The 23446-nt window shown below is 65.5% G+C and carries 19 protein-coding genes; 9 read left to right on the plus strand and 10 right to left on the minus strand.

Annotation, left to right across the window (positions count from 1 at the left end):
* Positions 1-281: 281 nt before the first annotated feature.
* Both ABD833_RS13440 and ABD833_RS13445 read left to right on the plus strand, forming a co-directional pair.
* Complete coding sequence (locus tag ABD833_RS13440) at positions 282-1184, plus strand: histone deacetylase family protein (RefSeq protein WP_345073658.1); 903 nt, start codon at positions 282-284, stop codon at positions 1182-1184.
* Between the two features lie 39 nt (positions 1185-1223).
* Complete coding sequence (locus ABD833_RS13445) at positions 1224-2210, plus strand: hypothetical protein (RefSeq protein WP_345073660.1); 987 nt, start codon at positions 1224-1226, stop codon at positions 2208-2210.
* Positions 2211-2333: 123 nt separating this feature from the next.
* Here ABD833_RS13445 and ABD833_RS13450 read toward each other — a convergent pair whose 3' ends face one another.
* From ABD833_RS13450 to ABD833_RS13460, 3 genes are all read right to left on the minus strand, one after another.
* On the minus strand, positions 2334-2633 hold the full coding sequence (locus tag ABD833_RS13450) for a putative quinol monooxygenase (protein ID WP_345073662.1): 300 nt from the start codon (positions 2631-2633) through the stop codon (positions 2334-2336).
* Positions 2634-2725: 92 nt separating this feature from the next.
* Complete coding sequence (locus tag ABD833_RS13455; RefSeq protein ID WP_345073663.1) at positions 2726-3658, minus strand: alpha/beta hydrolase; 933 nt, start codon at positions 3656-3658, stop codon at positions 2726-2728.
* 90 nt (positions 3659-3748) lie between these two features.
* Positions 3749-4327 carry a TetR/AcrR family transcriptional regulator gene (locus ABD833_RS13460; protein WP_345073665.1) on the minus strand — a complete coding sequence of 193 codons (579 nt, stop codon included), beginning with the start codon at positions 4325-4327 and terminating at the stop codon, positions 3749-3751.
* Positions 4328-4691: 364 nt separating this feature from the next.
* Between ABD833_RS13460 and ABD833_RS13465 the strand changes: the two genes are divergently transcribed.
* Positions 4692-6320, plus strand: coding sequence for an OmpA family protein (locus ABD833_RS13465; protein WP_345073666.1), 1629 nt, complete (start codon positions 4692-4694; stop codon positions 6318-6320).
* Between the two features lie 231 nt (positions 6321-6551).
* The gene (locus ABD833_RS13470; RefSeq protein ID WP_345073669.1) at positions 6552-7205 is read left to right on the plus strand and encodes a beta/alpha barrel domain-containing protein; all 654 of its coding nucleotides are present in this window, start codon (positions 6552-6554) and stop codon (positions 7203-7205) included.
* A 242-nt stretch (positions 7206-7447) separates the two neighbouring features.
* Here the strand turns inward: ABD833_RS13470 and ABD833_RS13475 are convergent, their stop codons facing one another.
* Complete coding sequence (locus ABD833_RS13475) at positions 7448-7717, minus strand: hypothetical protein (protein WP_345073670.1); 270 nt, start codon at positions 7715-7717, stop codon at positions 7448-7450.
* Between the two features lie 779 nt (positions 7718-8496).
* On the opposite strand from ABD833_RS13475, the gene ABD833_RS13480 reads away from it, so the two are divergent.
* Positions 8497-9291 (plus strand): oxygenase MpaB family protein, encoded by a 795-nt coding sequence (locus ABD833_RS13480; protein ID WP_345073671.1) that lies wholly within the window; start codon positions 8497-8499, stop codon positions 9289-9291.
* Between the two features lie 232 nt (positions 9292-9523).
* The gene (locus ABD833_RS13485) at positions 9524-10387 is read left to right on the plus strand and encodes a universal stress protein (protein WP_345073672.1); all 864 of its coding nucleotides are present in this window, start codon (positions 9524-9526) and stop codon (positions 10385-10387) included.
* 274 nt (positions 10388-10661) lie between these two features.
* On the opposite strand, the gene ABD833_RS13490 is transcribed toward ABD833_RS13485, so the two are convergent.
* Together ABD833_RS13490 and ABD833_RS13495 are read right to left on the minus strand one after the other, a co-directional pair.
* Positions 10662-12263: a protein adenylyltransferase SelO gene (locus ABD833_RS13490; protein WP_345073674.1), complete on the minus strand. Its 1602-nt coding sequence runs from the start codon at positions 12261-12263 to the stop codon at positions 10662-10664.
* Between the two features lie 245 nt (positions 12264-12508).
* Complete coding sequence (locus ABD833_RS13495) at positions 12509-13096, minus strand: hypothetical protein (protein WP_345073676.1); 588 nt, start codon at positions 13094-13096, stop codon at positions 12509-12511.
* 481 nt (positions 13097-13577) lie between these two features.
* On the opposite strand from ABD833_RS13495, the gene ABD833_RS13500 reads away from it, so the two are divergent.
* Positions 13578-16916, plus strand: a complete 3339-nt coding sequence (locus ABD833_RS13500; RefSeq protein ID WP_345073677.1) for an AsmA-like C-terminal region-containing protein — start codon at positions 13578-13580, stop codon at positions 16914-16916.
* A gap of 78 nt (positions 16917-16994) precedes the next feature.
* On the opposite strand, the gene ABD833_RS13505 is transcribed toward ABD833_RS13500, so the two are convergent.
* The 4 genes from ABD833_RS13505 to ABD833_RS13520 form a co-directional block, all read right to left on the minus strand.
* Complete coding sequence (locus tag ABD833_RS13505) at positions 16995-17372, minus strand: cupin domain-containing protein (protein ID WP_345073678.1); 378 nt, start codon at positions 17370-17372, stop codon at positions 16995-16997.
* Positions 17373-17525: 153 nt separating this feature from the next.
* On the minus strand, positions 17526-17843 hold the full coding sequence (locus ABD833_RS13510; RefSeq protein WP_345073680.1) for a hypothetical protein: 318 nt from the start codon (positions 17841-17843) through the stop codon (positions 17526-17528).
* Between the two features lie 299 nt (positions 17844-18142).
* Positions 18143-19150 carry an aspartate--ammonia ligase gene (gene asnA, locus ABD833_RS13515; RefSeq protein WP_345073682.1) on the minus strand — a complete coding sequence of 336 codons (1008 nt, stop codon included), beginning with the start codon at positions 19148-19150 and terminating at the stop codon, positions 18143-18145.
* A 462-nt stretch (positions 19151-19612) separates the two neighbouring features.
* A complete protein-coding gene (locus ABD833_RS13520) occupies positions 19613-20323 on the minus strand; it encodes a PD-(D/E)XK nuclease-like domain-containing protein (protein ID WP_345073683.1) in 711 nt (236 codons plus the stop codon).
* Between the two features lie 208 nt (positions 20324-20531).
* On the opposite strand from ABD833_RS13520, the gene ABD833_RS13525 reads away from it, so the two are divergent.
* On the plus strand, positions 20532-21242 hold the full coding sequence (locus ABD833_RS13525; protein ID WP_345073685.1) for a M48 family metallopeptidase: 711 nt from the start codon (positions 20532-20534) through the stop codon (positions 21240-21242).
* Positions 21243-21329: 87 nt separating this feature from the next.
* Positions 21330-23357 (plus strand): OmpA family protein, encoded by a 2028-nt coding sequence (locus ABD833_RS13530; protein ID WP_345073687.1) that lies wholly within the window; start codon positions 21330-21332, stop codon positions 23355-23357.
* The last annotated feature ends 89 nt before the right edge of the window (positions 23358-23446 follow it).

Here is a 23446-nt window from a genome sequence, read left to right on the forward strand (position 1 = left end):
TCGGGAAGCATCACCTTCATAGCACAATCTTAAGCATAGATTCGCTTTGCTCTTCGCGATGAGTATAGCTACAAAAAACCTATCCAATGGGAAGCCCGGCAAGTGGTTGTCAAGAACGCGGCAGAGACACAATCCTGCGCGTTTCTGCCGCGTTGGACGGTAGTTCGCCAAACGACGCGGACGACGACACGCGCAGGGCCGGGGCTTTACGCTACTGTTCGGACCGTCCGAACCCTAATGCCAACAGCTGTTAAGCCTCCGCGCCGTTTCTTTGCTTTGCTATGCCCTGCCTCGCCACCTCCGACCGCTACACGCTTGACCTGCCCGCCGGCCACCGCTTTCCCATCGCCAAATACGAGCTGATCCGGGAGCAGCTGCTCTGGCAGGGCATCGCGCCGCCCCACGATTTCTACGACCCCGGCCTGTGCGCGGAAGAAGACGTGCTGCGCGTGCATACCGCGGAATACTGGCACAAAGTGCGCGACCTGCGCCTGTCGGCCGCCGAGGTGCGCCGCCTGGGGTTGCCGCAGAGCGAGCGGCTGGTGCTCCGGTCGTTGAGCAGCTCGGCGGGCACGGTGCAGTCGGCGCGGCGGGCGTTGCGCGATGGCGTGGCGCTGAACCTGGCCGGGGGCACCCACCATTCCTTTGCCGACCGGGGCGAAGGGTTTTGCGTGCTCAACGACATAGCCATTGCCGCCGCCCACCTGCTCCACCACGGCCTGGCCCGGCAGGTGCTGGTCGTCGACCTCGACGTGCACCAGGGCGACGGCACGGCCAGTATCTTTCAGCACGAGCCCCGGGTGTTCACCTTCAGCATGCACGCCGGGGCGAATTACCCGCTGCGCAAGGAGCAGTCGGACCGGGATATTGCCCTGCCGCTGGCCACTGAGGATGAAGCGTATCTGGGCCAACTTATGGCCACGCTCCCCGAGCTGCTGGCGCAGGTGCAGCCCGATTTCGTGTTTTTCCAGGCCGGCGTCGACGTGCTGGCGACCGACAAGCTGGGCAAGCTGGCGCTGACCCAGGCCGGCTGCCGCGCGCGGGACGAATTTGTGCTCGGCCTGTGCCGCCAGCACGGCCTGCCGGTGGCCGTGAGCATGGGCGGCGGCTACTCCGAGCGGATCGGGGATATCGTGGACGCCCACTGCAATACGTTTCGGGTGGCCTACGAGCTGTTTGGGTGAGCCTGGCCCGTAACGGGTTCTGGCGGTACCTTTGTGCCCATGAACCTGCACAATCCCGCTACCGACCTGCCCGCCGCCAACTCCCTGCCTGTGCCGGCCCCGGCGGCCGCCCCGGGCACCCCGGCCCAGCAGGCCTTCCGGCAGGCCATACTCGATGTGGAGAACCTGCGCGAGCGGCTGCGGGAGCTGGAAGCCGGGCAGGCCGAAGCGCGCCGCCGCTACTGGCAGCAGGTCGGGCCCCTGGCCCAGACGGTAGTGGCGGCCCGGCGGAGTTTGTTTGAGCCGCTCGAAGAAGCCCTGCTCCGGCCCTATTTCAACCGGGCCGAGCACCAGCAGATCGGGGAGCTTATCGTCGGCAATGCCCATTCCCTGCGCGACCGGTTCGGCGAAGACGTAGCCGATATTCTCCACCGCCACGCTCCCCGCGCTCAACCCTCCGATCCGGGGACAAAGCCGCCCGTTGGTTCTGGTGCCGACCCGCAGGATGCTGGCCCCCGGGAAGCCGCCGGGGCGCGCAAAACCAGGAAGCAGAAAGCCCGGGAAGCCGCCGCCCAGGAAGAACAGCAGCAGCTGATGGGCAACACCAAAACCCTTTACCGCCAGCTGGCCCGCGCCAACCATCCCGACCTGGAGCGCGACCCGGCCCGGGCCCGGGAAAAAACAATCCGGATGCAGCAGATCATCCGGGCCTACGAGTCGGACGACCTCTACACGCTGCTCCAGCTGCTGTCGGAACACGCGCCCGGCAGCACCGACAATGAGTCGGAGGATTTGCTGGCCCGCTACACCAAAGCGCTGTGCCAGCAGCAGGAGGAGCTGAAGCAGCGCATGAACGAGTTGAAATATGGCACGAGCAGTCCCTTTGCCGCCACCGGCAAAAAGCAGGAAGCGGAGCTGCGCCAGGTGAAGCGCGGCCTGCGGGGCGAAGTGGATTACCTCCAGCGCGTTGCCCCCCTGCTCCAGGAGCCCGAAGACCTGCGCGACCTGCTGCGCCAGCTCAGCGCCGCCGGCCAGGCGGGAATCTGAGCAAACAGCAGAACGAAGCAGCCCGGATCAGCGGGGTTGAGCGGGGTTGAGCGGAACATCAAAAAAGCAACCCGGCCAGCTGAGCTGACCGGGTTGCCGGGGCAGTCGACTAAAAGGGCTTGGTTAAGCGCCCTTGGCAGCAAGAATGTCGACCATCTCGATAACGGGAGCCGTAGCGAATAGCTCCGCGGCGTTGGCCATGAGGGCAGCGGCTACCTGTCCGCCGAGGTGGGCTTTGCGGCCGGCGTCATCGGGAAAGGTATCGAAGATGCCGAAAGTGGAAGGCCCCAGCTGGATGCCGTACCAGGTGATGGTGGCGGGCTCATCCTGCACAACGGGTAACCCGGCGCGCAGAAAATCAGCCACGGCCTGTTCTTTTCCGGGTTTGGCTTCCAGCCGTACCAGCAATCCTACTTTTACCATAATATCAGAGTTTAAAAGGTGGGGCAAGGCGTTAATACGTCAGCTACGTAAGCACCGCCGCCCCCGGATTGCTTCCGCGCTTCTGACCGGAGCTACCGCAGAAACTCCACCACCTGCCGGATTACGGCCGGCTCGCGCATGATGCGGTTGTGCCCCAGCCCGGTGGTCGGCCGGAAATCGAGACCGGGCCAGTGGGCGGCAATGGCTTCGGCCTCCGCGAAAGGCACGTTCCGATCCTGACGATCATGCAGCAGCAGGGCGCGCTGCACGGGCAGGTGGCGGCCGGTTTCGAGCAGACTGAAGCTTTCGGCCTGGCGCCCGTACTGTTCCTGAATGAAGCGGGCCATGCGCTCGACTACACTGTAGGGCAGGTGCAGCAGCTCGGCAAACCGCTCGGCCACTTTGCGGGTGCTGCCGGGCGCGCTCATCAGTACCAAACGCGGCAGTAACGAGGCATCAGGCCGGTTGAACTGCACGGGTACGCCCGCCGTGGCGGCCGCCCCGAACGAGTGCGTAACGGCCGCGTGCATGGGGCCCGCCGCGTCGGCCACGGCCTGCACGGCCGCCGCGAAGCTCACCAGCGAGGCCTGCCGGCCCGCGGAAGCGCCGTGGGCCGGACCATCCAGGGCCACCACCCGGTAGCCGGCCGCGGCCAGCTCCTTAGCCAAAGCCCCCCAGAAGCTGGCCCGGTGCTCCCAGCCGTGCACCAGTAGCACCGTACGTGAGCCGGCCGGGTTCCACTCGTAGTAGGCCACCCGCCCGCTGTCGGCCGTCACCCAATGTTGCTGCGTGCCGGCCAGAGCCTGGTGTTCCCAGGCTTTCAGCGGAAGCCGACGCGGGGTGCAAAACAGCCGCCACGCCGACCGGAACGCCCATTCCGCCGATACCAGGGCCTGCAGACGGAGTTGCAGGCGCAGAAATTTCAGCGCCGGCGGCACGGCCGGATACCGGACTTTAACCGGGGCAGCGGTTTCCGGATATTCCAGGGGATAATGGTCGAGAGCGGGCGAGTAGGTATTGAGCATGGGGCAGCACGATTGGCGGGGAAGGAAAAGTCGGGCGGGCGCGCCGGCAAGACCAGGCGGGAAAGCCCGCAGCGCCGGGGTCAGCCGGGGCTATTCCGGCAGCAGCTCACTGCGGAGCTGGTCGAAAATCAAATAGAACTGGTGCTCATCGTGGACGCGGGCCACTTGCAGCGCTCCGGCCAGCGTGGTGAGCACCTGCGCCGCCTTGGCCACCGGCTCGCCCCGGAATACCAGGGCGCCGGCCGTCCGGCCCGCGGTCAGCACTTCGGCCAGCCATGCGGTCAGCTCGCGGTTGAACAGGCGCAGCTCCCGCTGCATGGGTTCGGGCAGGGTCCGGAAGTCGGCGGCCAGCGAGCCAAACAGACACACGCGCTGCTCCTGGCGCAGGTGGGTCAGATACACTTCCAGCAGCGCGTCCAGCTGGGCCACGGGCGACAGCTCGGTCAGGCGGGGCAGGCCGCGCCATTTACCCAACCGGCGCCGCTGCCGCCCGATGATAGCCGTGCCGAGGTCTTCTTTCGTGGGGTAGTGATAGTGAATGGCGGCCGGCTTCACGCCCAGCTCCCGGGCAATATGCTGGTAGCTGAAGGCATTGAAGCCGCGGGTCAGCAGCAGCTGCTCGGCCAGGTCGAGGATGCGGGTGCGGGTGTCGGGGACGGCGGTTGGCATAAGGCCCAAACATACTTACTTACTAGTTAGTAAGCAAGCCATACCCGATAATTTCAGCCCCCGCCGGGTCAGATTATCCGCTTCGGCCAGGCGCGCTGGTGCCTTGGAGACTGGTAGGGGCCGAAGCTGTCCTGTTCCCACTTCCTGGTTTTGGGAACAACTCCGGGCGGGCTGAACCAGGCCGCCCGGCTCTTGCGGGCTTGCGGGGGCCGACGCGCTAGTCAGGGCGAAGGGAGCCGTTTTCGATAACCCCCTTGTAGGGCTGCAGCAGAATAAGTGTTATCATTAAGTCCGTTTCGTGGCCCGGCGGGCAAACCCGTATAGCCGTACCGGACAGCCTGTGCCGATGTCTTCCTGCCCTCCGATGAAGAAATTCCTGTTCCAGCGCCCCCTGTTGGCCGCAGTGCTGCTGCTCTTCACCTTGCCGCATCCGGTGGCGGCCCAAACGGCGGAGCGCCGGACCAGCCTCGGCCTGCTCATCAGCGGTCTGCACTACCAGGGCGACCTGGGCTCCGACTACTGGCAATGGAGCGGGACCCGGCTGGCCCCGGGGCTGGCCATCAACCAATACCTCTTTCGCGGCCTGGACCTGAATACGCAGGCATTCTATGGTACTCTGACGGGCAGCCCGCGCGCCGACACCGACTTTACCACGACGCTGATAAACCTGAATCTGGGCTTTAAACTCAAGCTGAACAACGGGTGGGCCCTGAAGGAAAATGCGCTTATTCAGCCCTACCTGCTGGCCGCCTCCGGCTGGACCTACGCCAGCCGGGAGGGCCGTTTCAACGGCACCAGCATCGGGCTGGACAAGGGCTATATCGACCTGTTCGGGGCGGCGGGCATCAATCTGCGCCTGAGCGACGGGGTAGGCCTGTTTGTGCAAACCGGCCAGCACCTGCCGCTCAACGCCAACCTCGACGGCTCGCCGGAAAAGGAGACGCCGCAGTGGTCCGACCGGTTTCTGCAGCACACGGCGGGGCTCACGTTCAATATGGGGCAGGCCGCCGATCTGGATGAGGATGACGTACCCGACCGTCAGGATACATGCCCCAACACGCCCGCGGGAGTGGCCGTGAATGCGTCCGGCTGCCCCCTCGACGGCGACGAAGACGGCACTCCGGACTACCAGGATGCCTGTCCTACCGAAGCCGGAACCGTGGAGCTGCGCGGCTGTCCGGATAAGGACAGCGACGGCACCACCGATGCCGAGGACGCCTGCCCGGATGCGCCGGGCCCAGCGGAGCTGAAAGGCTGTCCTGACACCGATAACGACGGCATTGCTGATCCGGACGATAAATGCCCCGATACGGCTGCCGGTGTCGCGGTCGACTTCACGGGCTGCCCCGTGCCCGCCGATACTCCCGCCGCTACCCCCGCCGCTACCCCCGCCGCTACGCCCGCCGATTCGGATGGCGACGGCGTGCCGGATGCGGAAGACCGCTGCCCGACCAGCGTCGGCCCGGCGGGGAACCGCGGCTGTCCGGAAATCAAGGCAGAAACCCGCCGCGGGTTACAGGAGGCTACCCGGTCCATCCGCTTTGAGCTCAACAAAGCCCTCCTGCTGCCCTCCTCCTACCCGACGCTGGACGCCATCGTGCCGATTCTGACCCAATACCCGGACTATTCCCTGAGTATTGCCGGCCACACCGATAGTAAGGGTCCCGCCGCCTTCAATCTGGCTCTTTCGCGCGAACGCGCCGCCGCGGCCCGTCGCTACCTGATCGGTAAAGGCGTGGCCGCAGGCCGCGTTGACCTGCGGGGCTATGGGGCCCGCCACCCCATCGCCGAGAATACCACTGATGCGGGCCGGGCCCGTAACCGCCGCGTGGAGTTCGACTTATTTGTAACTACTGAACCCAACTTCGCCGAGGCGAAATATGGTCCTGAGCCCACTAAGCCCCTGGTCCCCACCCCGGCTAAGGCGGGCAAACCAGCCCCGATAAAGAAGCGGCTTACCCCCAAAACGCCCCCCCAACAACGGCAGCGGTAACCGCGGCGGACCCCCAAAACCGGTTTAAGCCGCCCGCGGGTTTCCGCAACGGATACGGCCTCCGCTGACGTTTGCCCTTATTTCCCGCAGTAAGGTTCTGACAGGGGCGTTGATGCGGTAAATGCGCGTTTACCCGACCCTAACTGGCTTGTTCCCGTAGCATAGGCCACCGCTCAGAATACTCCCCCGGATGGGGCTGACTGGTTTTGCTCACTCCCTACTGTTTGCCCGATGGCCAGATTCACCCGCGCCCAGGCCATTGCCCAGGCTCCGCTTACGCCCCTGATTCCCGTCTTCTACCACGCCGAGGCCCCGTACGCCAAACGCATTCTGCAGGCCTGCTATGCGGGCGGGGTGCGGATGTTCGAGTTCACCAACCGCGGCCCCCGCGCCTTCGACGTGTTCTCGGAGCTGCAGGCCTACGTGGAAGCCGACTACCCGGACCTGCTACTGGGAGCCGGCACTATTTTCACGGCGGCGGAAGCCGAGCAGTTTATTGCCGCCGGGGCTGACTTTATCGTGCAGCCTGTTATCAGCGCCGACGTCGCGGCGGTCTGCCAGCGCCACGACCTGGCCTGGCTGCCCGGGGCCATGACGCTGAACGAAGTCTATCAGGCCACTCAGCTCGGGGCGGCCCTGGTCAAAATCTTCCCCGCCAGCTTCGTGGGGCCCGGCTATATCACCACCCTGCGCGGGCCCCTGCCCCACGTGCCGTTTATGGTTACCGGCGGCATCGAGCCCACCCCGGCGGCCCTGGCGGAGTGGTTCCGCGCCGGGGCCACCTGCGTGGGCATTGGCTCCCGGCTGCTCAAATCTGACGACCCGGCAGCCCTGACGGCTCACGTTGCGAAACTGCTGCGCGGTATTCAGGCCCTGCGTCCCTGATCTGCTTTACCAACCCACCGGCAGTGCCCATACCCCAACAGGCCCCGGCGGTTGCCGGAGCCTGTTGGAGTTCGAACCAAGCCCATAACCACTGGGGCTACCGAGCACACTGGCAGGGGTTGATCCGGTATTCTCTCCGCCGACGAGACGGAAACCGAAAACGCCAGCCACTTTTTCGCGTTGTTGGCCAGGCTGAGCTGTAGATCTTCGTTCCTGCGTCCGGCAGGAAACGCAGCAAAGCGTCAGCCAGGGGCCGCGACTTCCGCCGGCCAGTTCACCTGGCGCAGCAGCACGCGGAATTCGGCTTCGGATGCTACCCGACCCTGGAAGCTGTACAGCAGCTGGCTTTCGACGGCTTCGAGCAGCGTCAGCTCGCCGTCGTCGTAGAGCACCACGGTTTCCTGGCCGCAGGCGCTGGGGCGGCTATACCGCGCCTGCTTGGGTGGAGCGGAGTACTTGGTGAAGCCAAACGCCCGCAGGAGCTGGTCGGGGGGCTGATAATAGGACGGCATGATAAGAGACCCGTAAGGGGGCACACAGCCGGAAGGCCACGCGGTAGGCTACCGAGCAGCAGAGGGCGGATGCGCGACCGGCAGCAGGGTTGCCACCTCAGAGCAGTCAGGTATCAGGCCAGGAGTTGCCGGGGCGGTTAAGTTCAGCATTTGCCGGGGATATTCTTCACCCGCAGCAACGAGGCCGGCGGGGGCCGATAATACTACCGGCATCCACGCTACCCACGGGCGTTTCGGATTACCCGACCACCCTGCCCTGACGCCTGGCAGGGCCAGTCGAAAACCCCTTCCGGCGGAAGTCCGGAACTTCCGCCGCCCGGCTAGCCGGCCACTATCTGCGCCCGGCTGAGGCGAACGAAAGCGGTACTATCGTTATCCGGGGCGAAAACATGTTTGCCGGCTACCCGCAGGCCGAGCGCAATAAAGGTATCCGGGGCGAGGCCAGGCTGGAACCACCATTTTCGCCCCCGGTTTAATCTGACTTATACCCGGCGCGAAGTGGTTTGCGAGAACGAGGTAGAGCCGCGACCCTTCGCGTCTCGGCGTTCGCGCCGTTCCACCATCGTTCCACGCGAAGACGCGAAGGGTCGCGGCTCTACCTCGACCGGCCGATTTTCGCCTTTAACTTCGGGACGAGTATAGCTTTCAAGCTGAAGCTGTTTAGTAACTAGACTTGCTCCTTAATAAAAAATTGCCCGTCATGCTGCGCTCTGCATGACGGGCTCTATTTACCTGTTTTCTTATTCGGCAACAAGTCTACTACCTTACAACAGCTTGCTATGGACTATTTTGTTGCGCCGTCGTCAGTGGTACGCCTTATCTGGGGCAAGGCCGACACCGTGCTGTTCATCTTTGCGGGGGCGGCGGCGGAATTCGCCCTGAACAAGGCCGTGGACTGGCTCTACTTCACCGGCCGCCTGCCCGCCGACCCGCTGGCCCGCCTGTTTTCTACCGTCGAGTACGCCCGCCGGATTGTCTTCGCCGACCGCGCTGGGGCCGAGCGGGCCATCGACACCATTGCCGCCATTCACGGGGCCGTGGAAGCCCGGCGGGGTCAGGCCATTCCGGCCTGCGCCTACCGCGACGTGCTCTTCCTGCTCATCGACTATTCCATCCGCTCCTTCGAGGTGCTGGAGCGCCCGCTCACCGGGGCCGAAAAAGCGGAAGTGTTCGACGTATTTGCCCGCGTGGGCCAGCGCATGGGTATTCCTGACCTGCCCGCCACCTACCCCGCCTGGCTGAACCCGCGGCAGCAGCATCTGGCCGCCGACCTGGAGCACAGCCGCTTCACCACCGACCTGTACCGCCAATACCGCCGCCACCTGGGTTCCCTCCGCTACGGGCTGCTGCTCCACGCCCAGCGCCTGGTGGTCCCCGTCGTCGTGGGCGACCTGCTCCAGCTGGGCCGCCGCGCCTGGCTGCGCCCGGTGCTGCCGCTCTACCGCCAGACCCAACAATCGGCCCTGGGCCGCCGGGTTAAAGCCGCCTTGCTGCCCCGGGCTTACCAGGCCCGGATTCTGGCCCTGGACAGGCCCCCCGTTTTTCCAGCGCAAGACGGAGCAACCACGCCGTAAGCAACGCTTCCGGTAAAATTCTTCCGCCCGTTTTCCGTTCGCCGGGCCCCAGAGTCACCCGGCACCGGCCGGCTTGGGCCCAGGCCTGCCGCCGGGCCCGCGCCGCCTCTTTTATCGGGACTTCGGACCGAGGATTTACAAAAGGATTTATAAAAGGTTTTTTTGTAAATTAAGCAGCCGGCATTTCCCGGGCGCATTGCCTGGATACGGCTCACGCTCATTAGCCCCCGCCATGCAAAACATCCTCGTTCCCACCGATTTTTCCCCCGAAGCGCACAATGCCTTCGAGCTGGCCGTGCAGCTGGCCCACCGTACCGGCGGCCACATCACCTTGCTGCACGTCGTGGATGCCCCCAGCGCCGCCAGCGGCATCAGCACTGCCGGCGGCGGCACGACCGGCAACGCGTCCCGTGACAACGTGTTTATGGTGCAGCTGCTCCAACGCACCAAACGCCGCATGCACGAGCTCATGGCCGAAGTGGGCCGTACCAGCCCCGGGGTGCCCGTGCAGGACGCCATTGCCATTGGTCCCGTTGAAGAAGCCGTGCTCGATGTCATCCGCGAGCGGGGCATCGATCTGGTCGTGGTCGGGACGCAGGAGCATACCCCGGCGTTTCACCTGTTCACCCCCGACTCGCACGCCGAGCGGCTCGTGCGGCTGGCGCCCTGCCCGGTGCTCACCGTGAAACACCCGGCTCCCGCATTCGAGGTCCGGTCTATCGTATTCGCCTCCGACTTCTCCCCCGAAGCCGATCTGCTGGTTCCTTACCTACGGCAGCTCAGCACCACTTTCCCCGAAGCTACTCTCCACCTGCTCGACATCGTGACCAAGTTTGACCGCTATGCGGCGGCTATCGACCAGGTGCAGGCATTTGCCGAACGTCACCAGCTGACGCCCTACAAGGCCGACATATTTGACGCGCCGCAGGTGCGGGCCGGCATCCCGCGCTACGCCGAGCAGGCCCACGCCGATCTGGTGGTGATGCTCACCCACGGCCATACCGGCATCCGGCATCTGCTGCAGGACAATATTGCCGAAAGTGTGGCGGTGCAGGCCGCCGCGCCGGTCCTCACCTTCCATCCTCAGGAGCATTAGCCCGGCAGCTCATCTTGCCGGGCAGGCGGTATCTCAGGCAAAAACTCCTTCGGCTTGCTACGGGCCACCCTTGCCGTCCCTCGTCTGTTATCCTGAGCTACGCAGGACCTTTGTCTTCACCGATAAAAACCCTGTTGCAATAAGTAAAGCCCTTTCCCGGCGGGTGGAAAGGGCTTTGCTTTTTTAACGGACTTCAGCCGGTCGCTGCGGCAGGTTCTGCGCCAGCTCAGGATGAGAGTCGGTCAGCAGTTAATATAGGTGACTCACGTCTTCGCTACGAGCTGCACGAGAGCGTGGCACTACCCGGCTTGTCGCGGGCCCACTCCGGCCGCTTCGCCGCCAGCTCCTCGTGTTCGGGGTGCTCCGCGTAGGGCGTCTGCAGCACCAGCATCAGGCGGTTCAGCCCCGACAGGTCGCCGGCCTCGGCGGCTTCGATAGCCTGCTGGGCGAGGTAGTTGCGCAGCACGTACTTCGGATTCGCGGCCAGCATGCCGGCCCGGATAGCTTCGGCGGACCCGGACTCCTGGCGCAGCCGCCGGGCGTAGCGCCGCAGCCAGCCCAGCAGGGCTTCGTGTACTGCGCCCGGCTCCGGCGTGTAGGACACCAGGGCAATCAGGTGCTGAAACTGCGTTTCCTCCGCCTCCGCCCCGGCCAGCAGCGCCGGAGCCTGGTGGGACAGGTGACGGAAAAACAGGGTCATATCCACCTCCGAAGCTACCAGGCTCGCCTGCAGGTCTTCCAGCAGGGCCGCATCCTCGGGTTGGCGGCTGGTGAAGCCCAGCTTGCGGCGCATCAGCTCGTGCCGGGTGGCGGTGAAGGTGGTGCGGTAAACCTCCAGCGCCTGGTTCAGCCCGGCCACGTCGGCCACCAGGGGCAGGAGGGCGCGGCCCAGCTGGGCCAGATTCCAGAGCGCCACCTGGGGCTGCTGCCCGAAGGCGTAGCGGTGCTGGCTGAAGTCGGTGGTGTTGGGCGTCCATGCCGGGTCGTAGGGCTCCAGCCAGCCGTAGGGGCCGTAGTCGATGGTCAGGCCCAGGATGGACATGTTGTCGGTATTCATTACGCCGTGCACGAAGCCTACCGTCATCCAGTGCGCCACCATCACCGCCGTGCGCCGGCTGATTTCCTCAAACCAGCGCAGGTACACCGCTTCCGAGGGCTCCCCCAGCCCGGGATGGTGGTGGCGGATAACGTAGTCGGCCAGGGCGCGCAGATTGTCCAACTCGCCGGTAGCCGTCAGGAGCTGAAAGTTGCCGAAGCGCACGAAGGTGGGAGCTACCCGCGCCACGATGGCCCCGGGCTCGGGCTTCGGGTCGCCGCTGTAGAACATGTCGCGCACCACTACGTCGCCGGTAGCCACCAGACTCAGGGCCCGGGTGGTGGGCACGCCCAGGGCGTGCATGGCTTCGGAGCAGAGAAATTCCCGCAGCGAGGAGCGCAGCACGGCCCGGCCGTCGGCGCGGCGCGAGTAGGGCGTGGGGCCGGCGCCTTTCAGCTGAACTTCCCAGCTCGTCCCGTCCCGCGCCGTAAGCTCGCCCAGCGACATGGCCCGGCCGTCGCCGAGCTGGCCGGCCCAGCTGCCAAACTGGTGCCCGCCGTAGCGGGCCGCGAAGGGCTTCATGGTGTCGGTTACCAGGTTGCCGGCCAGGGCGGCGACAGCCGGGCCGCGCTCCGGGGGCTGGGCCACGCCCAGCAGCGTCCCCAGCTCCGCCGACCACGCCAGCAGATGGGGGTCGGCTACGGGCGTCGGCGCTACCCGCGAGTAGCAGTAGCCCGGCACCTGCCGCGGCTGGGTGTCGGCGGCCACTTCCCCCCGCAGCTCCTCCACGAAAGAGTTGTGGAAAGGAGCTTGGTCGAGTTGCGGGGTCGTCTGGGACATGGAAGCAGGTGTAAGGGCTGGGCAAAGCTAAGGCCGGCAAACCGATTCGCGGCGCCAATTAGTTTCGCGGCGGGGCTTTTCCGGATTACACGACGGCAGCTCCCGCCGCGGAACGCTGAGCTCGCGCCGAGGCTCGCCGGGCGTAAACGAGTCGACCATCAAAGGCTCCGGCCCCAGGAACCCCGGCGGCGGCGGCGGCCGGGGTTTCTGGGGCCGGAGCCTTTGGTGGTCGGACCCGGTATACCCTACTTCTTCGGCGGGGGGGCTACTTCCACTACGGCGTTGGCGGGCAGGTCCAGCTCGCGGGAAGTCTGGAATTCGGGAATCTTCTCGGCCTGCTCCTCGATGCGGCGCTGCAGGATGCGCAGCTGACGGCCGCCCACGTTCATCACGGCCACGTCCTGGCTGGTGCCGGAGCCGGGGTCGTAGCTGCGGAAGCCCAGGAGCATACCGCTGGGGAAGCCCGCCAGCTTGGCTTTTTCCTTGTCAACCACGTCGGGCTTGCCGGTGAACTGGCCCAGGTCGATGTCCTGGGTTTTGGCACCTTTCAGCAGCAGGTGGGCGCTGGTTTTGGGGCCGCTGGGGCCCTCGGCAGCAGCGCCCGGCCTGAAGCTGAACGCCAGCGTTACGGTCTGGGCCACGGGCGCGGCGGGCGCGGCAGCGGGGGCAACTTCGGCCGGCGCCGCCATAACGGAGTCGGCCGCTACCGGGGCGGGGGCCGCCGGGACGGGCACCGCGGGGGCGGCCTGCTCCGTGGCGGGCGGCGTCTGGTTGCAGCCGGCCATGAGCACGCACAAAGCGGCGGCCAGTAAAGTCTGGGAAGCAGATTTCATACGCGGAAAATGTAGAACACGACAGTGGCGTTGCGGGGTCAAGATTACGCATATTTGGCCGCCTAATCACTGATGTTACGCAGCGCCTCACCCCCCGGCCCCCTCTCCGAAAAGGAGAGGGGGAGACGGACAATTAAAAAGCTGTTTATCCGCCAGTAGCGGACGATTGGCACCCCCTCTCCTTTTCGGAGAGGGGGCTGGGGGGGGTGAGGCGCTACATAGGGCTGCGTAACATCAGCTAATCATTCTTTCAGCGCAATAGTCCGTTGCCGCGGCCAGGTAGTGGCACCCGTGACAGCCGCCGGCAACTTCGACCAGATATAGGCGCCGGCCTATTTAACCCGGCCGGGCGTAGCTATGGCAAATCCTGCTTCAGCACTCCGGTTCCGCCCCTCAGCCCCAATGCTTAGGGCTGTGTACACCCACCAGCTTCGTCTGCTTATCTTGAGCCCCTAAGCCTCGCTCCCGGAAGTATTCCCGTATGAAATGGTCAACCTTCCGGCGGCTGCTGCTCGCCGGATTTCTGCTGGTTTTGCTGGGGCTGGGCCTGGGGCTGGGGCTGCTGGGCTCCGACTACGGCCGCCGCCAGCTCACCCAACGGGTGCGGCAGCAGCTGGCGCAGAGCTCGGAGCTGGTCCTGGCCCCTTTCGAGGTGGAAATTTCGCCCTGGCGCGACTTCCCCCACCTCACCGCTTCGCTGCGCCACCTGGTCCTGACCGATACCGCCTTCCGCCAGCGGGAGCCCGTGTTCAGCATTGGCCGGGCCGATATGCGGCTGGAGCTGGCCGGGCTGCTGCGGGGCCAGGTGCGCGTCACGCGCCTGGTAGTATGGGATGTGGATTTCCGCGAGCGGGTAGATGCCCAGGGCCGCAGCTGGGGCCTGCACGGCAAGAAGCGCGGGGGCCGTACCGGCTCGGGGCCGCTGCTGAATCTGGCGCTGGATTCGCTTATCGTCCACAACTTCCGCATCACCTCCCGCAACGAGTATGCCCGCAGCGCTTTTCGGGCCCGGGTGCGGCAGGCCCGCCTCACGGTGCAGCTGCGCCGCCGCATTCTGCACGCCACCGGTACGCTCCAGGGCACCCTCGATTACCTGCGCAACCCCGGCGGGACGCTGTTTGAGAAAGAGCCTATCTGGGCTCAGGTACACTATCAGTACGCTTTCAAAGCCCGAAAGGGCACCGTCTACAACACTCACGCTACGCTCAACGGCGACACCATCGGCATCCGGGGCACCCACACCAGAGTGGCGAACCAGCCCGGAACCCGGCTGAACGTGGAGTTCGTCGGCTACCAGCCGCTGACCGAGGTGTTGCGCGCGGCCCTGCCCGAAGCCTCCAAACCTTACCTGGCCGGCGCGACCAGCCCCAGCAAAGCGCACATCCGCTACACCATCCAGGGGGTGAGCGGCCCTACCGTAAGTCCCCGCAACGTGCTGCGGTTCGGGCTGCGCGGGGCCCGCCTGCGCTGGCCCGATTCCACGCGCCGCATCAACCACTGGGATTTGCGGGGCACTTACGACAACGGCCCCGGCCGCAGCCCCCAAACTGCTTCGCTCACCCTTAACCACTGCCGGATCAACTCCTCCGCCGGCCGCCTCGACGTCGCGCTGCTGCTGCTCGATTTCACCCGGCCCTTCATCAACGCCCGGGTGCGCGGCCGCACGGAGCTGAGCCAGCTGGCCGCGGTGGTGTCGCCGGGGCTGTGGCGCGCCCGCCGGGGCACCGCCGAAATGGACGTGCGCCTGCGCGGCCTGCTGCCGGCCGCCGCCGGCCAGCGCATTGCGGGGCCCGCCCAGAAAAAGCTGTCGGTGCGCGGCACCGTTACGCTGCGCGAGGCTTCCTTCGTGGTTCCTGAGCGGGGCGCGGATATGACGGCGCTTAACGTGCAGGTAGGGTTGCGGGACAACGTCTGGCGGCTTTCCAACGCGTCCGGCGTGCTGAACCAGATGCGGTTCCGGGCCGCGGCCACCACCACCAACCTGTTCGACTATCTCATCGACCAGCACCCGACCACCCAGATCAGCGGCCGCTTCGCCGTGGAAGATCTGCACCTGGCCCGGCTACGGGCGCTGCTGCGGCCCATTCCCCGGCCAACCCTGACCGCCCAGGGTCTGCGGCGCAAGCCCCGCCCGGTGCCGGCTTCCATGGCTGATCTGGGCCGCAGTCTGATTCCCCCGGGCATGCGTCTGAACGTGGACCTGCGCTGCCGCCGCCTGCTGCTGCCCGCCGACACGCTCACCAACCTGGCCGTATCGGTACGTCATGATGGCCGCACGGTGCAGCTCACCCACCTGGCCGGGGAGCTGTGGGGCGGCCAGGTGCGCGGCACCGCTACCTGGCCCACCGATACCGCCACCCGGGTCGCGCCCATCAACTTTCAACTGGGGGTCCGCTTCGGCACCATCAACTACCGGCACTTTCTGGCCAAGGTTTCCCGCTCGCCCCGGCGCCCGGCAACGGCTCCGGCCAGCCCCGGCCTGCGGGAGCTGCTGCTCGCCGCCAATGGCCGCCTCACCTGCGACGTGGCGACCGTACAGCTGCCCGACGGCGAAGACCTGCGCGGGCTAACGCTGCAGGTCAATAAAACGGGCACCACGGTTCACCTGCCTTTTCTGCGGTTTACCACCACCCGCGGCGGCATCGGGCAGGCTACGGCTACGGCCCGGGTCGCGGATAATCGGCTGGTAGCCGCCGACGCCAGCCTCAACCTGCGCTACCGCACCCTCGACGTGCAGAAACTGCTGCTGCTGCTGGCCAGCTTCAACCCCAAAACCGACCCGGACGATGAGGACGCAAACGGGAGTGAAGCCGCCGACAGCACGGCGCTGGTGCCACTGCTGCCCCTGGACCGGGCCACGCGCCGGGCGGCGCGGCTGGCCCGGCGCGCGCAGCTCAACAGCCTGCCCACCCGCAAGCCCGACGGCACCATCATCTCCAACGGCATTCTCACCGCCGTGCTGCGCGTGCAGGCCGACAGCGTCCGGTACGCCGCTTTGGCGGGCCGGCGGTTCCGCCTGATTTCCCACCTGAGCCAGGGGGAAGCCCGCCTGGATGACTGCTCGCTCGAAGCCCTGCAGGGGCGCCTGTCGTTGCGTGGGCGGATGATAACCGATGCCGGCCGCTACCACCACCCGCTGCACGTGCAGATGCTGCTCCAGGACGTGCAGCTGGCCGAGCTTTTCGGGGCCACCACGGCCATGCACCTCAACGTACTGGGGCCCGACAACATCCGCGGCACCCTGCGTTGCGCCGCCGACCTGCGCACCGACCTCGACGCCACCTTTCTGCCGGTTTTCGACCGAACCCTGGGCTACCTCAAAACCGATATCCGCGACCTGGAGCTACTCGACGTGGACGCCTTCACTCAGGCCCTGCGGTTTATGAAGCAGGAGCGCACCAGCCATCTGTTCTTTGAGCCCGTCAGCAGCGAGTTCGTCCTCAACCGGGGCGAGCTGCTCATCCCCAACCTGGACCTGAACAGCAACCTGACGAACCTGCAGATCAGCGGCCGCTATGCTCTCGACGGCCGCGCCGACCTGTATGTGGGCCTGAACCCTATGCAGGCGCTGTTCGGCAACAACGACAAGCGAGTGGAACGCATCCAGAACAACGAGCCCGTACGCCGCGCCGGCCGGGGCCTCACCTACCTGAGCCTGAGCCGGACCGCTCCCGGGGACAAGTACAAAGTGCGGCCGTTTCAGCGCACCGAGCAGCGCCATCAGCAGGCTATGCTACGGCAGCAGTACCGCCAGCTGCTGCGGGCCCAAAAGCTGGATACCACCCTGAGCCTGCTTCGAACCAGTGAGCCGATACGATAGGCAGATGGGGAGTGGTGAAATGGGGAGTTATCGTCCTGCTTGTGCCATTGGCATAGACTGAACGAAAAACTCACCGTTTCACCGGCTGGTCAGGCCCAGTCGCTGCACGGTTTCGCCTTCAAAGTCGAATTCAATCAGTACGGCGGGGATCTGGCCCACCACCCAGCCGTCGTGGCCCGGGGCAATGGACACCACCTGGGGAGCAATGAACTCCACCGTTTCCCCATCGGCGTACTGGATGTTGATCTGCCCCTGGGCCAGAAAGCCCACGTGCGCGTGCATGCACAGCGCGGTACCGACCAGGGGCTTCAGGTGCGTCGACCAGCGGAAGTCTACCGGGTATACCACCCGCTTCACCCGGGCGTCGCCGGTGCGCACCATGTCAATCTGTACCCCGCCCATTTCGCGGTGCTGGGCCCCTGGCATCGGGCTCAGGAGGAAATCGTTCTGGCTCATGTTTTTCTGCGCTAACCCTATGGATCCATTCCCTCCGCTCCGCCTCAGGTTCAAGATAACCGTTCCTCCGGCCAAACCCTAACGTTCGCGCCGCCGCCCGGTCCTTACGGCGCGGATGTAGCCAGGATATCCTGGAGGTTTGCCCCGCTCCCGTTACAGCGGATGGGCGTCGTTGGTAGAGCTGGCCCCGGGGTCGGTGTCGCCGCTGGTGTCGGGCTGAATCGTAACCGCCGGATCAGTCAGGGCTTCTTCGCCGTCGGCCGCTTCCTGCTGGCTGGGCGCTGGGGACACGGGCGGGGAACCAGGGTCAGCCGGCGAAGCAGACGGCGTCGGGGCATCGCCGGAAGGCACCTGCGCGGGCTGGTCGGTGGGCCGGGGGGCAGGGCTGGGGGCCGGCTGGTCGTCGACCGTGCTTTTCGTGGCGGGGCCGGTTGGGGTGGGGTGGGCGGCTGGTTTTGGGCGAGGGTCCATGAGTACCGGAACTAAGAGAGGAGAACGTAAATGATAGTGGTGGTCGGCTCCAGAGTGGTGCCACGACTTTTTTGGTCGTGGTACCACTATCGTTGAACGAGCCTCGGACGGATGTCAGCAACGATAGTGGTACCACGACTTTGAGTCGTGGCACCACTCCCCTGCCACCGGGTTCGTGTACCAACGCAGGCAGTCGGGCCAGGGTTGGTACCAGGGGACTTCCCTGCCCTACGCCGCCAGCTACCACGAAACCCCCACCTCTTCCGTGGAGAGGAGTTGGGGGTGAGGCCGGCGTAAGGCTACAGCAGCTCCACGCCCGTGCCTGCCAGTTTGCGCCGGACGGCATCGGACCAGATGCTCACCTGCACCTCCCCGATGTGGGCCTTGCGCAGCATAAACATGCACACCCGCGACTGGCCAATTCCGCCGCCAATGCTCTGCGGCAGCTGATCCGTTAGCAGCATATCGTGGAAGTACAGAGTGCGGCGCTCGGAGCAGCCGCGCAGCGCCAGCTGGCGGGTCAGGGCGGCTTTATCGACCCGGATGCCCATGGAAGACACTTCGAACGACGTTTTGAGCACCGGATGCCAGAGCAGAATGTCGCCGTTCAGCCCCTGGTAGCCTTCTTCGTTGTGGGTGCTCCAGTCGTCATAGTCGGGTGCGCGGCCGTCGTGGGCTTCGCCGTGGGTCAGCTCCCCGCCGATGCCCATCAGGAATACGGCCCCGAACTCTTTGCTGGCCTCGTGCTCCCGCTGCTTGGGCGTGAGGTCGGGGTAGCGGCGCAGCAGGTCTTCGGCGTGCAGAAAAGTGATGGCGGCGGGCAGCACCGGCGTGATTTCCGGGTACCCGGCGGCTACCTGGGCTTCGGTCAGCAGCAGGGCGGCGTAGATTTTCTCCACCGTAGCCCGCAGAAAGGCGCTGGTCCGCTGCTCAGGCGCCATGTGCTGCTCCCAGTCCCATTGGTCCACGTAGATGGAGTGAATAGGGCTGTAGTCCTCGTCGGGGCGCAGGGCCCGCATGTCGGTGAGCAGGCCCCGGCCGGGCTCGATGCCCAGCTCCTGCAGGCGCACCCGCTTCCATTTGGCCAGGGAATGCACCACCACAGCGCGCTGCTCGCCCATAGCCTTGATGGGGAAATGCACGGCCCGCTCTACCCCGTTCAGGTCGTCGTTGATGCCGGTGCCATCGAGCACGGCAATGGGCGACGACACCTTACTGAGGTGGAGCTGGCGGGCCAGCTCGCGGGCAAAGGTTTCTTTCACGAAACCAATGGCTTCTTCGGTCTTCAGGAGGTCCTGAGCAGTCATGGCAGTGGGGATTTGGTGAATTATTTAAACTAATGTTTGGCTTGATTCCGGCGCAAAGAATTACCGTTCCCCGAATGGGTAGCTTTTTTTGAAAATCAATAAATGCCGCGTTAAAAAAATCACGGACGATACCGCTCCCGGAAAATACCCGGCGGACGCGGCGGGCGCAAAAAAAGCCTCCCCGATATCAGGAAGGCTTTTTTGTTATTTATTGTTCTTTCGTTTTCCCTTTGGAACAATAGCCTCCTTATCTCGGAATAAATTATTATTCGAGTTATTATTCCGGAGAGTATTGCTGAAGAAAAGCGTCATTTTTCGGGTGCTTTTTGAGCGGTATAGAACAAGTATAAAGGAACAAATAATTACATCCAAATTAATCTTTTGGAATTTTGCGACCCATCGTATTCCAGGCGGGCCGAGCGCCCGGGCAAAACCCGCCTTGGCAATCCGCGTTCCGCCCTTTTACCCGCCATTAATCCCGCCGGTAATATCCCGCACGGCCTCCGACAAAGAGGCCGGCACCTGCGCCGAAGGCTGCAGAAACCGGAGCAGCTTCAGGTACTTGGCCCGGCCCTCCTCCAGCAGGTGCGGTGAGACCTCCACCGTGAACACGCTGAACGGCTCGACCTTCTGCACGCCTACCAGCAGGAAGCGGTCGGCGCGCAGGGCGTCGAGGTAAAAGGCGGCCTGGCGGTCGTAGTCGTAGCCGCTGCACTGGGCCAGAAAATGGTCGTAGTCGCGGGCGGCGGTGGTTTTGAAGTCGATGATGGTGTAGCCCTGGTCGGCAGTGGGCACCACCAGGTCGGCGCGCAGCTTGCAGAGGGTACCCGTGCCGGGTTCGGTGAACACGCAGCTGGGCTCGGGCGTGCCGGTATCGAGCAGCTCCACCAGCTCGGGCTTCAGCCGTACGCCCTCCACCATCCACCAGATCAGGGAATCGTTGATGCCGGGCTGGCCGCCCTCATAGAGGTCGGGTTCCAGCAGCGCCGTATGAAAAGCCGTGCCCAGCCCCAGGGCCCCGGCCATGGAAGCGGGTTTTTCGTAGCGGCCGTTCAGGGCATCGCGCAGGCGCGAGAGGTCGGAGTTGGCAATGGCCGGCAGCGCCCGGTAATCGTCGTAGGGCAGCCGCAGCAGATCGGGACGGGGGTGGGCTTCGAGGGCAGAAAGGGTCACAGGATGGAGGTCAGAATGAAAAACGGGCAACGCAGAGCGGCACTTAGCAACACCAACGGCCCCGTGCCAGGGCCCGGCGAAGCACCTATAGTCCCCAATGTACGGGCGAAACGACTAGTCGGCGGCAGATTTTTTGCGCGCCGCGCGGGCGGGGCAGCGCAGCAGCCCCTGCTGTTCCCGCTTACCTTTGTGCTTCTGCTTCCACCCCATGCCCCACCTCCAGATCGACGACCTGCACATCGAGTTAGTGCGCAAGAATATCCGCAGCCTGCGCCTAACCGTGTACGCCCCCGACGGCCGCCTCCGGGTGGCCGCCCCGCTGCGCACCCCCGAGGCCACTATCCACGAATTTATTACCGCGCGCCGGGCCTGGATTCAGAAACACCAGCAGCAGTTCGGGGCCCGGACCAGGCCCGCAGCGCTGAACTACGAAGCGGGCGAAACCCACTTCTACCAGGGTCGCCCCCACCTGCTGCAGCTACACCCGGCCCCCGGCGCGGCCCGCGTAGTCCGGTCGGACGAAGCAGACGTGCTGAACCTCTACGCCCCGGCCGGCAGCACGCGGGAGCAGCGCGAAAAAGCCCTGACCACGTGGTACCGGGCGCGGCTGAAGGAGCAGCTGCCCGCGCTGGTGGCGCACTGGGAAGCAGTTGTGGGGGTCCGGGTGCAGGCCTGGGCCGTGAAGCAGATGCGCACCCGCTGGGGCACCTGCAACATCCGCGCCCAGCGCATCTGGCTGAACCTGGAGCTGATCAAGCACCCGACCGTTTGCCTGGAATACGTGGTGGTGCACGAGCTGGTACACCTGCACGAGCGGCTGCATAATCCGCGCTTCTGGGGCCTGATGGATCAGTTCATGCCCGCCTGGCGCCCGGCCCGGCAGGCCCTGACCACTACGCATCTGAAGCCCTGCGCGTAGCCAGGCGCCCGGTCACGTTGCGGCGGGGTTCGGCCCGCCGGCCCGGCCCCGGGTGGGAAGTGGCGCCAGGGTGACTACTTTTGAAGAATGTCTCGTTTTATGAAGGTGAAGGTTTTGCTGGTGCTGACTCTGGTCATGAGCTGGGGGAAGGTACTTGCGCAGAACCCGGCAGCCGGGCAGACCTACACCAGCACCCGGGCCGGCTACCGGCTCACGTATCCCCCCGGCTGGTGGGTGCAGCAAACCGAGAATCCCGCCGACGCCACCTTCTACGTTGGCCCCTCCTGGCGGGCCGCGCTGGCCGTAGCGACCCTCACCATCCGCCCCCTGCCCGACGACCGCAAAGACCTGAACCTGCTCGCTCACGGCCAGCCCGACTCAATGCGGCGGGCCCTGGCGGCGCTGCCCGAGGCCCGGGTGCTGCGCCTCGAAGGGCGTGAGGCCGGCCCCTACCAGGAGATAAACTACGACTATACCTACGTTCCGGCCGCAACCGGCATCCGCACCCGGGTGCTGGGGCGGCGGCTGTGGCGTAATGGCTACGAGTACCGCCTCGAATACCGGGCTCCCGCCACCCAGGATGTCCGCTATCTGACCGAGGGCCGGCAGCTGGTCGAGTCGCTGACGCTGCTGGGGAAAGGCCTGCCCAGCCGCCGCTACGCCGACCAGGCCTGCGACGACAAGATGTACGGCATTGCCGCCCTGCGCTACGAAGACGACCAGTGGCAGGACGACTGCCGGACCATTCACGAGTTCTCGACCGCCGACCCCAGCGCGCCACCCACCATCCACCGGCGCGCCCTGCCCTTTCAGTCCTACGCCCTGGCCAAGGGGTTCGACAACTGCCTGTATTCGGCTACCAAAGCCCCCACCGACGCGCCCGAATACGTGTACCGCTACGACCCGGCCATCCGCCAGGGCCGCTATACCCACTGGCAGCTGCCGGCCCAGGGCCCCGAAAACGTCTGGATTGCCGCGGCCACCGATGCCCGCGGCGACCTGTATTTTATTACCTCCGATGCGGCCCGGCTGGTCAGGGTCAGCCCCACCGACGATACCGTGACGGTGGTCTGGACTACCGACCCGGTGCGGCAGGCCCCTTACTTCCCGGCTCTCGGTTTTGCGGGCGCGGGCACGCACGCCAACTTCTGCCTCGACGATGCCAACACGCTCTATCAGGTATACAGTACCGACGGGGCCCTGCTGCAGACTGACCTGACCACCCACCAGCCCGCGCCCGACCTGCTGGCGCTCGATGGTTTGCCCGAACAGGGCGGCTACAGCGACCTGCTGCTGCAAAATGATGCCGCCGGCCGGCGACGCCTGTATCTGGCGGGTCCCAAGGCCCTGTATGAGGTGGATATGATAAGCCACCGGGCTACGCGGGTCCGCCGCGGCGTATACACCGACTTAGCCGGCTGCAATCTGTTCCGCCTCCCGCCTCCCGCACCGGCCACGGCCACCTGGCGTGGTCGCGTGCTTGAAGCCGGCACGCGCCGGCCCCTGCCCCAGGCCCGGCTGCAGCTGAGCGTCAAGGGTCAGGAAACCGTAGTCCCGCTGACGCCCCGGAGTAGCTTCGCCATCCCGCTCCCCCCCGGTCCGGCGACCTTTAGCGCGCAGGCCCGGTTAGCCGGCTACCTCACCACCGACAGCACCTACCGGACGTTGGCAAAGCCTTCCGCCCAGGATATTCTGCTCCGCCCCCTGACGGTAGGCACCACGCTCCGGCTGGATAAGGTGCGGTTTGAGCAGGGCCAGGCCGTGCTTTTGCCCTCCTCCTTCGCCGCCCTCGACCAGCTCCTTGCTCTGCTCCAGCAAAACACTCCGCTCACCATTGAGCTGCGTGGCCACACCGACAACGTAGGGGACTTGCGGAAAAATGTAGTCCTCAGCGAGCAACGCGTGGCCGCAGTGAAGACCTACCTCGTTGGGCACGGCATTGGCGAGGCGCGCATCACCGGCCGCGGCCTGGGCGGCACCGAGCCCCGGGCCAGCAACGACCGCGAAGCCACCCGCCAGCTTAACCGCCGGGTAGAGTTCCGGGTGACGGGGGTACGGCAGGAACCGGCAGAAAACGGACGAAGCCGGCCCGGCCCTAAGTCCGGGGAGGAATGATTCGGCGGTAACTCGGCCAAGCAGTACCCTCCCGGAATAAAAAAACCTTCACTGCATTACGCAATGAAGGTTTTGGTGATCCCGCTGGG

The organism is Hymenobacter fastidiosus (genome assembly GCF_039539565.1).
Classification (GTDB): domain Bacteria; phylum Bacteroidota; class Bacteroidia; order Cytophagales; family Hymenobacteraceae; genus Hymenobacter; species Hymenobacter fastidiosus.

Coding starts and splice junctions, on each gene's coding strand:
- ABD833_RS13460 (WP_345073665.1), bottom strand. CDS start 4,327: ATGCCAACCGCCGTCCCCGACACCCGCACCCGCATCCTCGACCTGGCC.
- ABD833_RS13495 (WP_345073676.1), bottom strand. CDS start 13,096: ATGAAATCTGCTTCCCAGACTTTACTGGCCGCCGCTTTGTGCGTGCTC.
- ABD833_RS13445 (WP_345073660.1), top strand. CDS start 1,224: ATGAACCTGCACAATCCCGCTACCGACCTGCCCGCCGCCAACTCCCTG.
- ABD833_RS13470 (WP_345073669.1), top strand. CDS start 6,552: ATGGCCAGATTCACCCGCGCCCAGGCCATTGCCCAGGCTCCGCTTACG.
- ABD833_RS13500 (WP_345073677.1), top strand. CDS start 13,578: ATGAAATGGTCAACCTTCCGGCGGCTGCTGCTCGCCGGATTTCTGCTG.
- ABD833_RS13475 (WP_345073670.1), bottom strand. CDS start 7,717: ATGCCGTCCTATTATCAGCCCCCCGACCAGCTCCTGCGGGCGTTTGGC.
- ABD833_RS13455 (WP_345073663.1), bottom strand. CDS start 3,658: ATGCTCAATACCTACTCGCCCGCTCTCGACCATTATCCCCTGGAATAT.
- asnA (WP_345073682.1), bottom strand. CDS start 19,150: ATGACTGCTCAGGACCTCCTGAAGACCGAAGAAGCCATTGGTTTCGTG.
- ABD833_RS13450 (WP_345073662.1), bottom strand. CDS start 2,633: ATGGTAAAAGTAGGATTGCTGGTACGGCTGGAAGCCAAACCCGGAAAA.
- ABD833_RS13485 (WP_345073672.1), top strand. CDS start 9,524: ATGCAAAACATCCTCGTTCCCACCGATTTTTCCCCCGAAGCGCACAAT.
- ABD833_RS13490 (WP_345073674.1), bottom strand. CDS start 12,263: ATGTCCCAGACGACCCCGCAACTCGACCAAGCTCCTTTCCACAACTCT.
- ABD833_RS13510 (WP_345073680.1), bottom strand. CDS start 17,843: ATGGACCCTCGCCCAAAACCAGCCGCCCACCCCACCCCAACCGGCCCC.
- ABD833_RS13525 (WP_345073685.1), top strand. CDS start 20,532: ATGCCCCACCTCCAGATCGACGACCTGCACATCGAGTTAGTGCGCAAG.
- ABD833_RS13505 (WP_345073678.1), bottom strand. CDS start 17,372: ATGAGCCAGAACGATTTCCTCCTGAGCCCGATGCCAGGGGCCCAGCAC.
- ABD833_RS13530 (WP_345073687.1), top strand. CDS start 21,330: ATGTCTCGTTTTATGAAGGTGAAGGTTTTGCTGGTGCTGACTCTGGTC.
- ABD833_RS13440 (WP_345073658.1), top strand. CDS start 282: ATGCCCTGCCTCGCCACCTCCGACCGCTACACGCTTGACCTGCCCGCC.
- ABD833_RS13465 (WP_345073666.1), top strand. CDS start 4,692: ATGAAGAAATTCCTGTTCCAGCGCCCCCTGTTGGCCGCAGTGCTGCTG.
- ABD833_RS13480 (WP_345073671.1), top strand. CDS start 8,497: ATGGACTATTTTGTTGCGCCGTCGTCAGTGGTACGCCTTATCTGGGGC.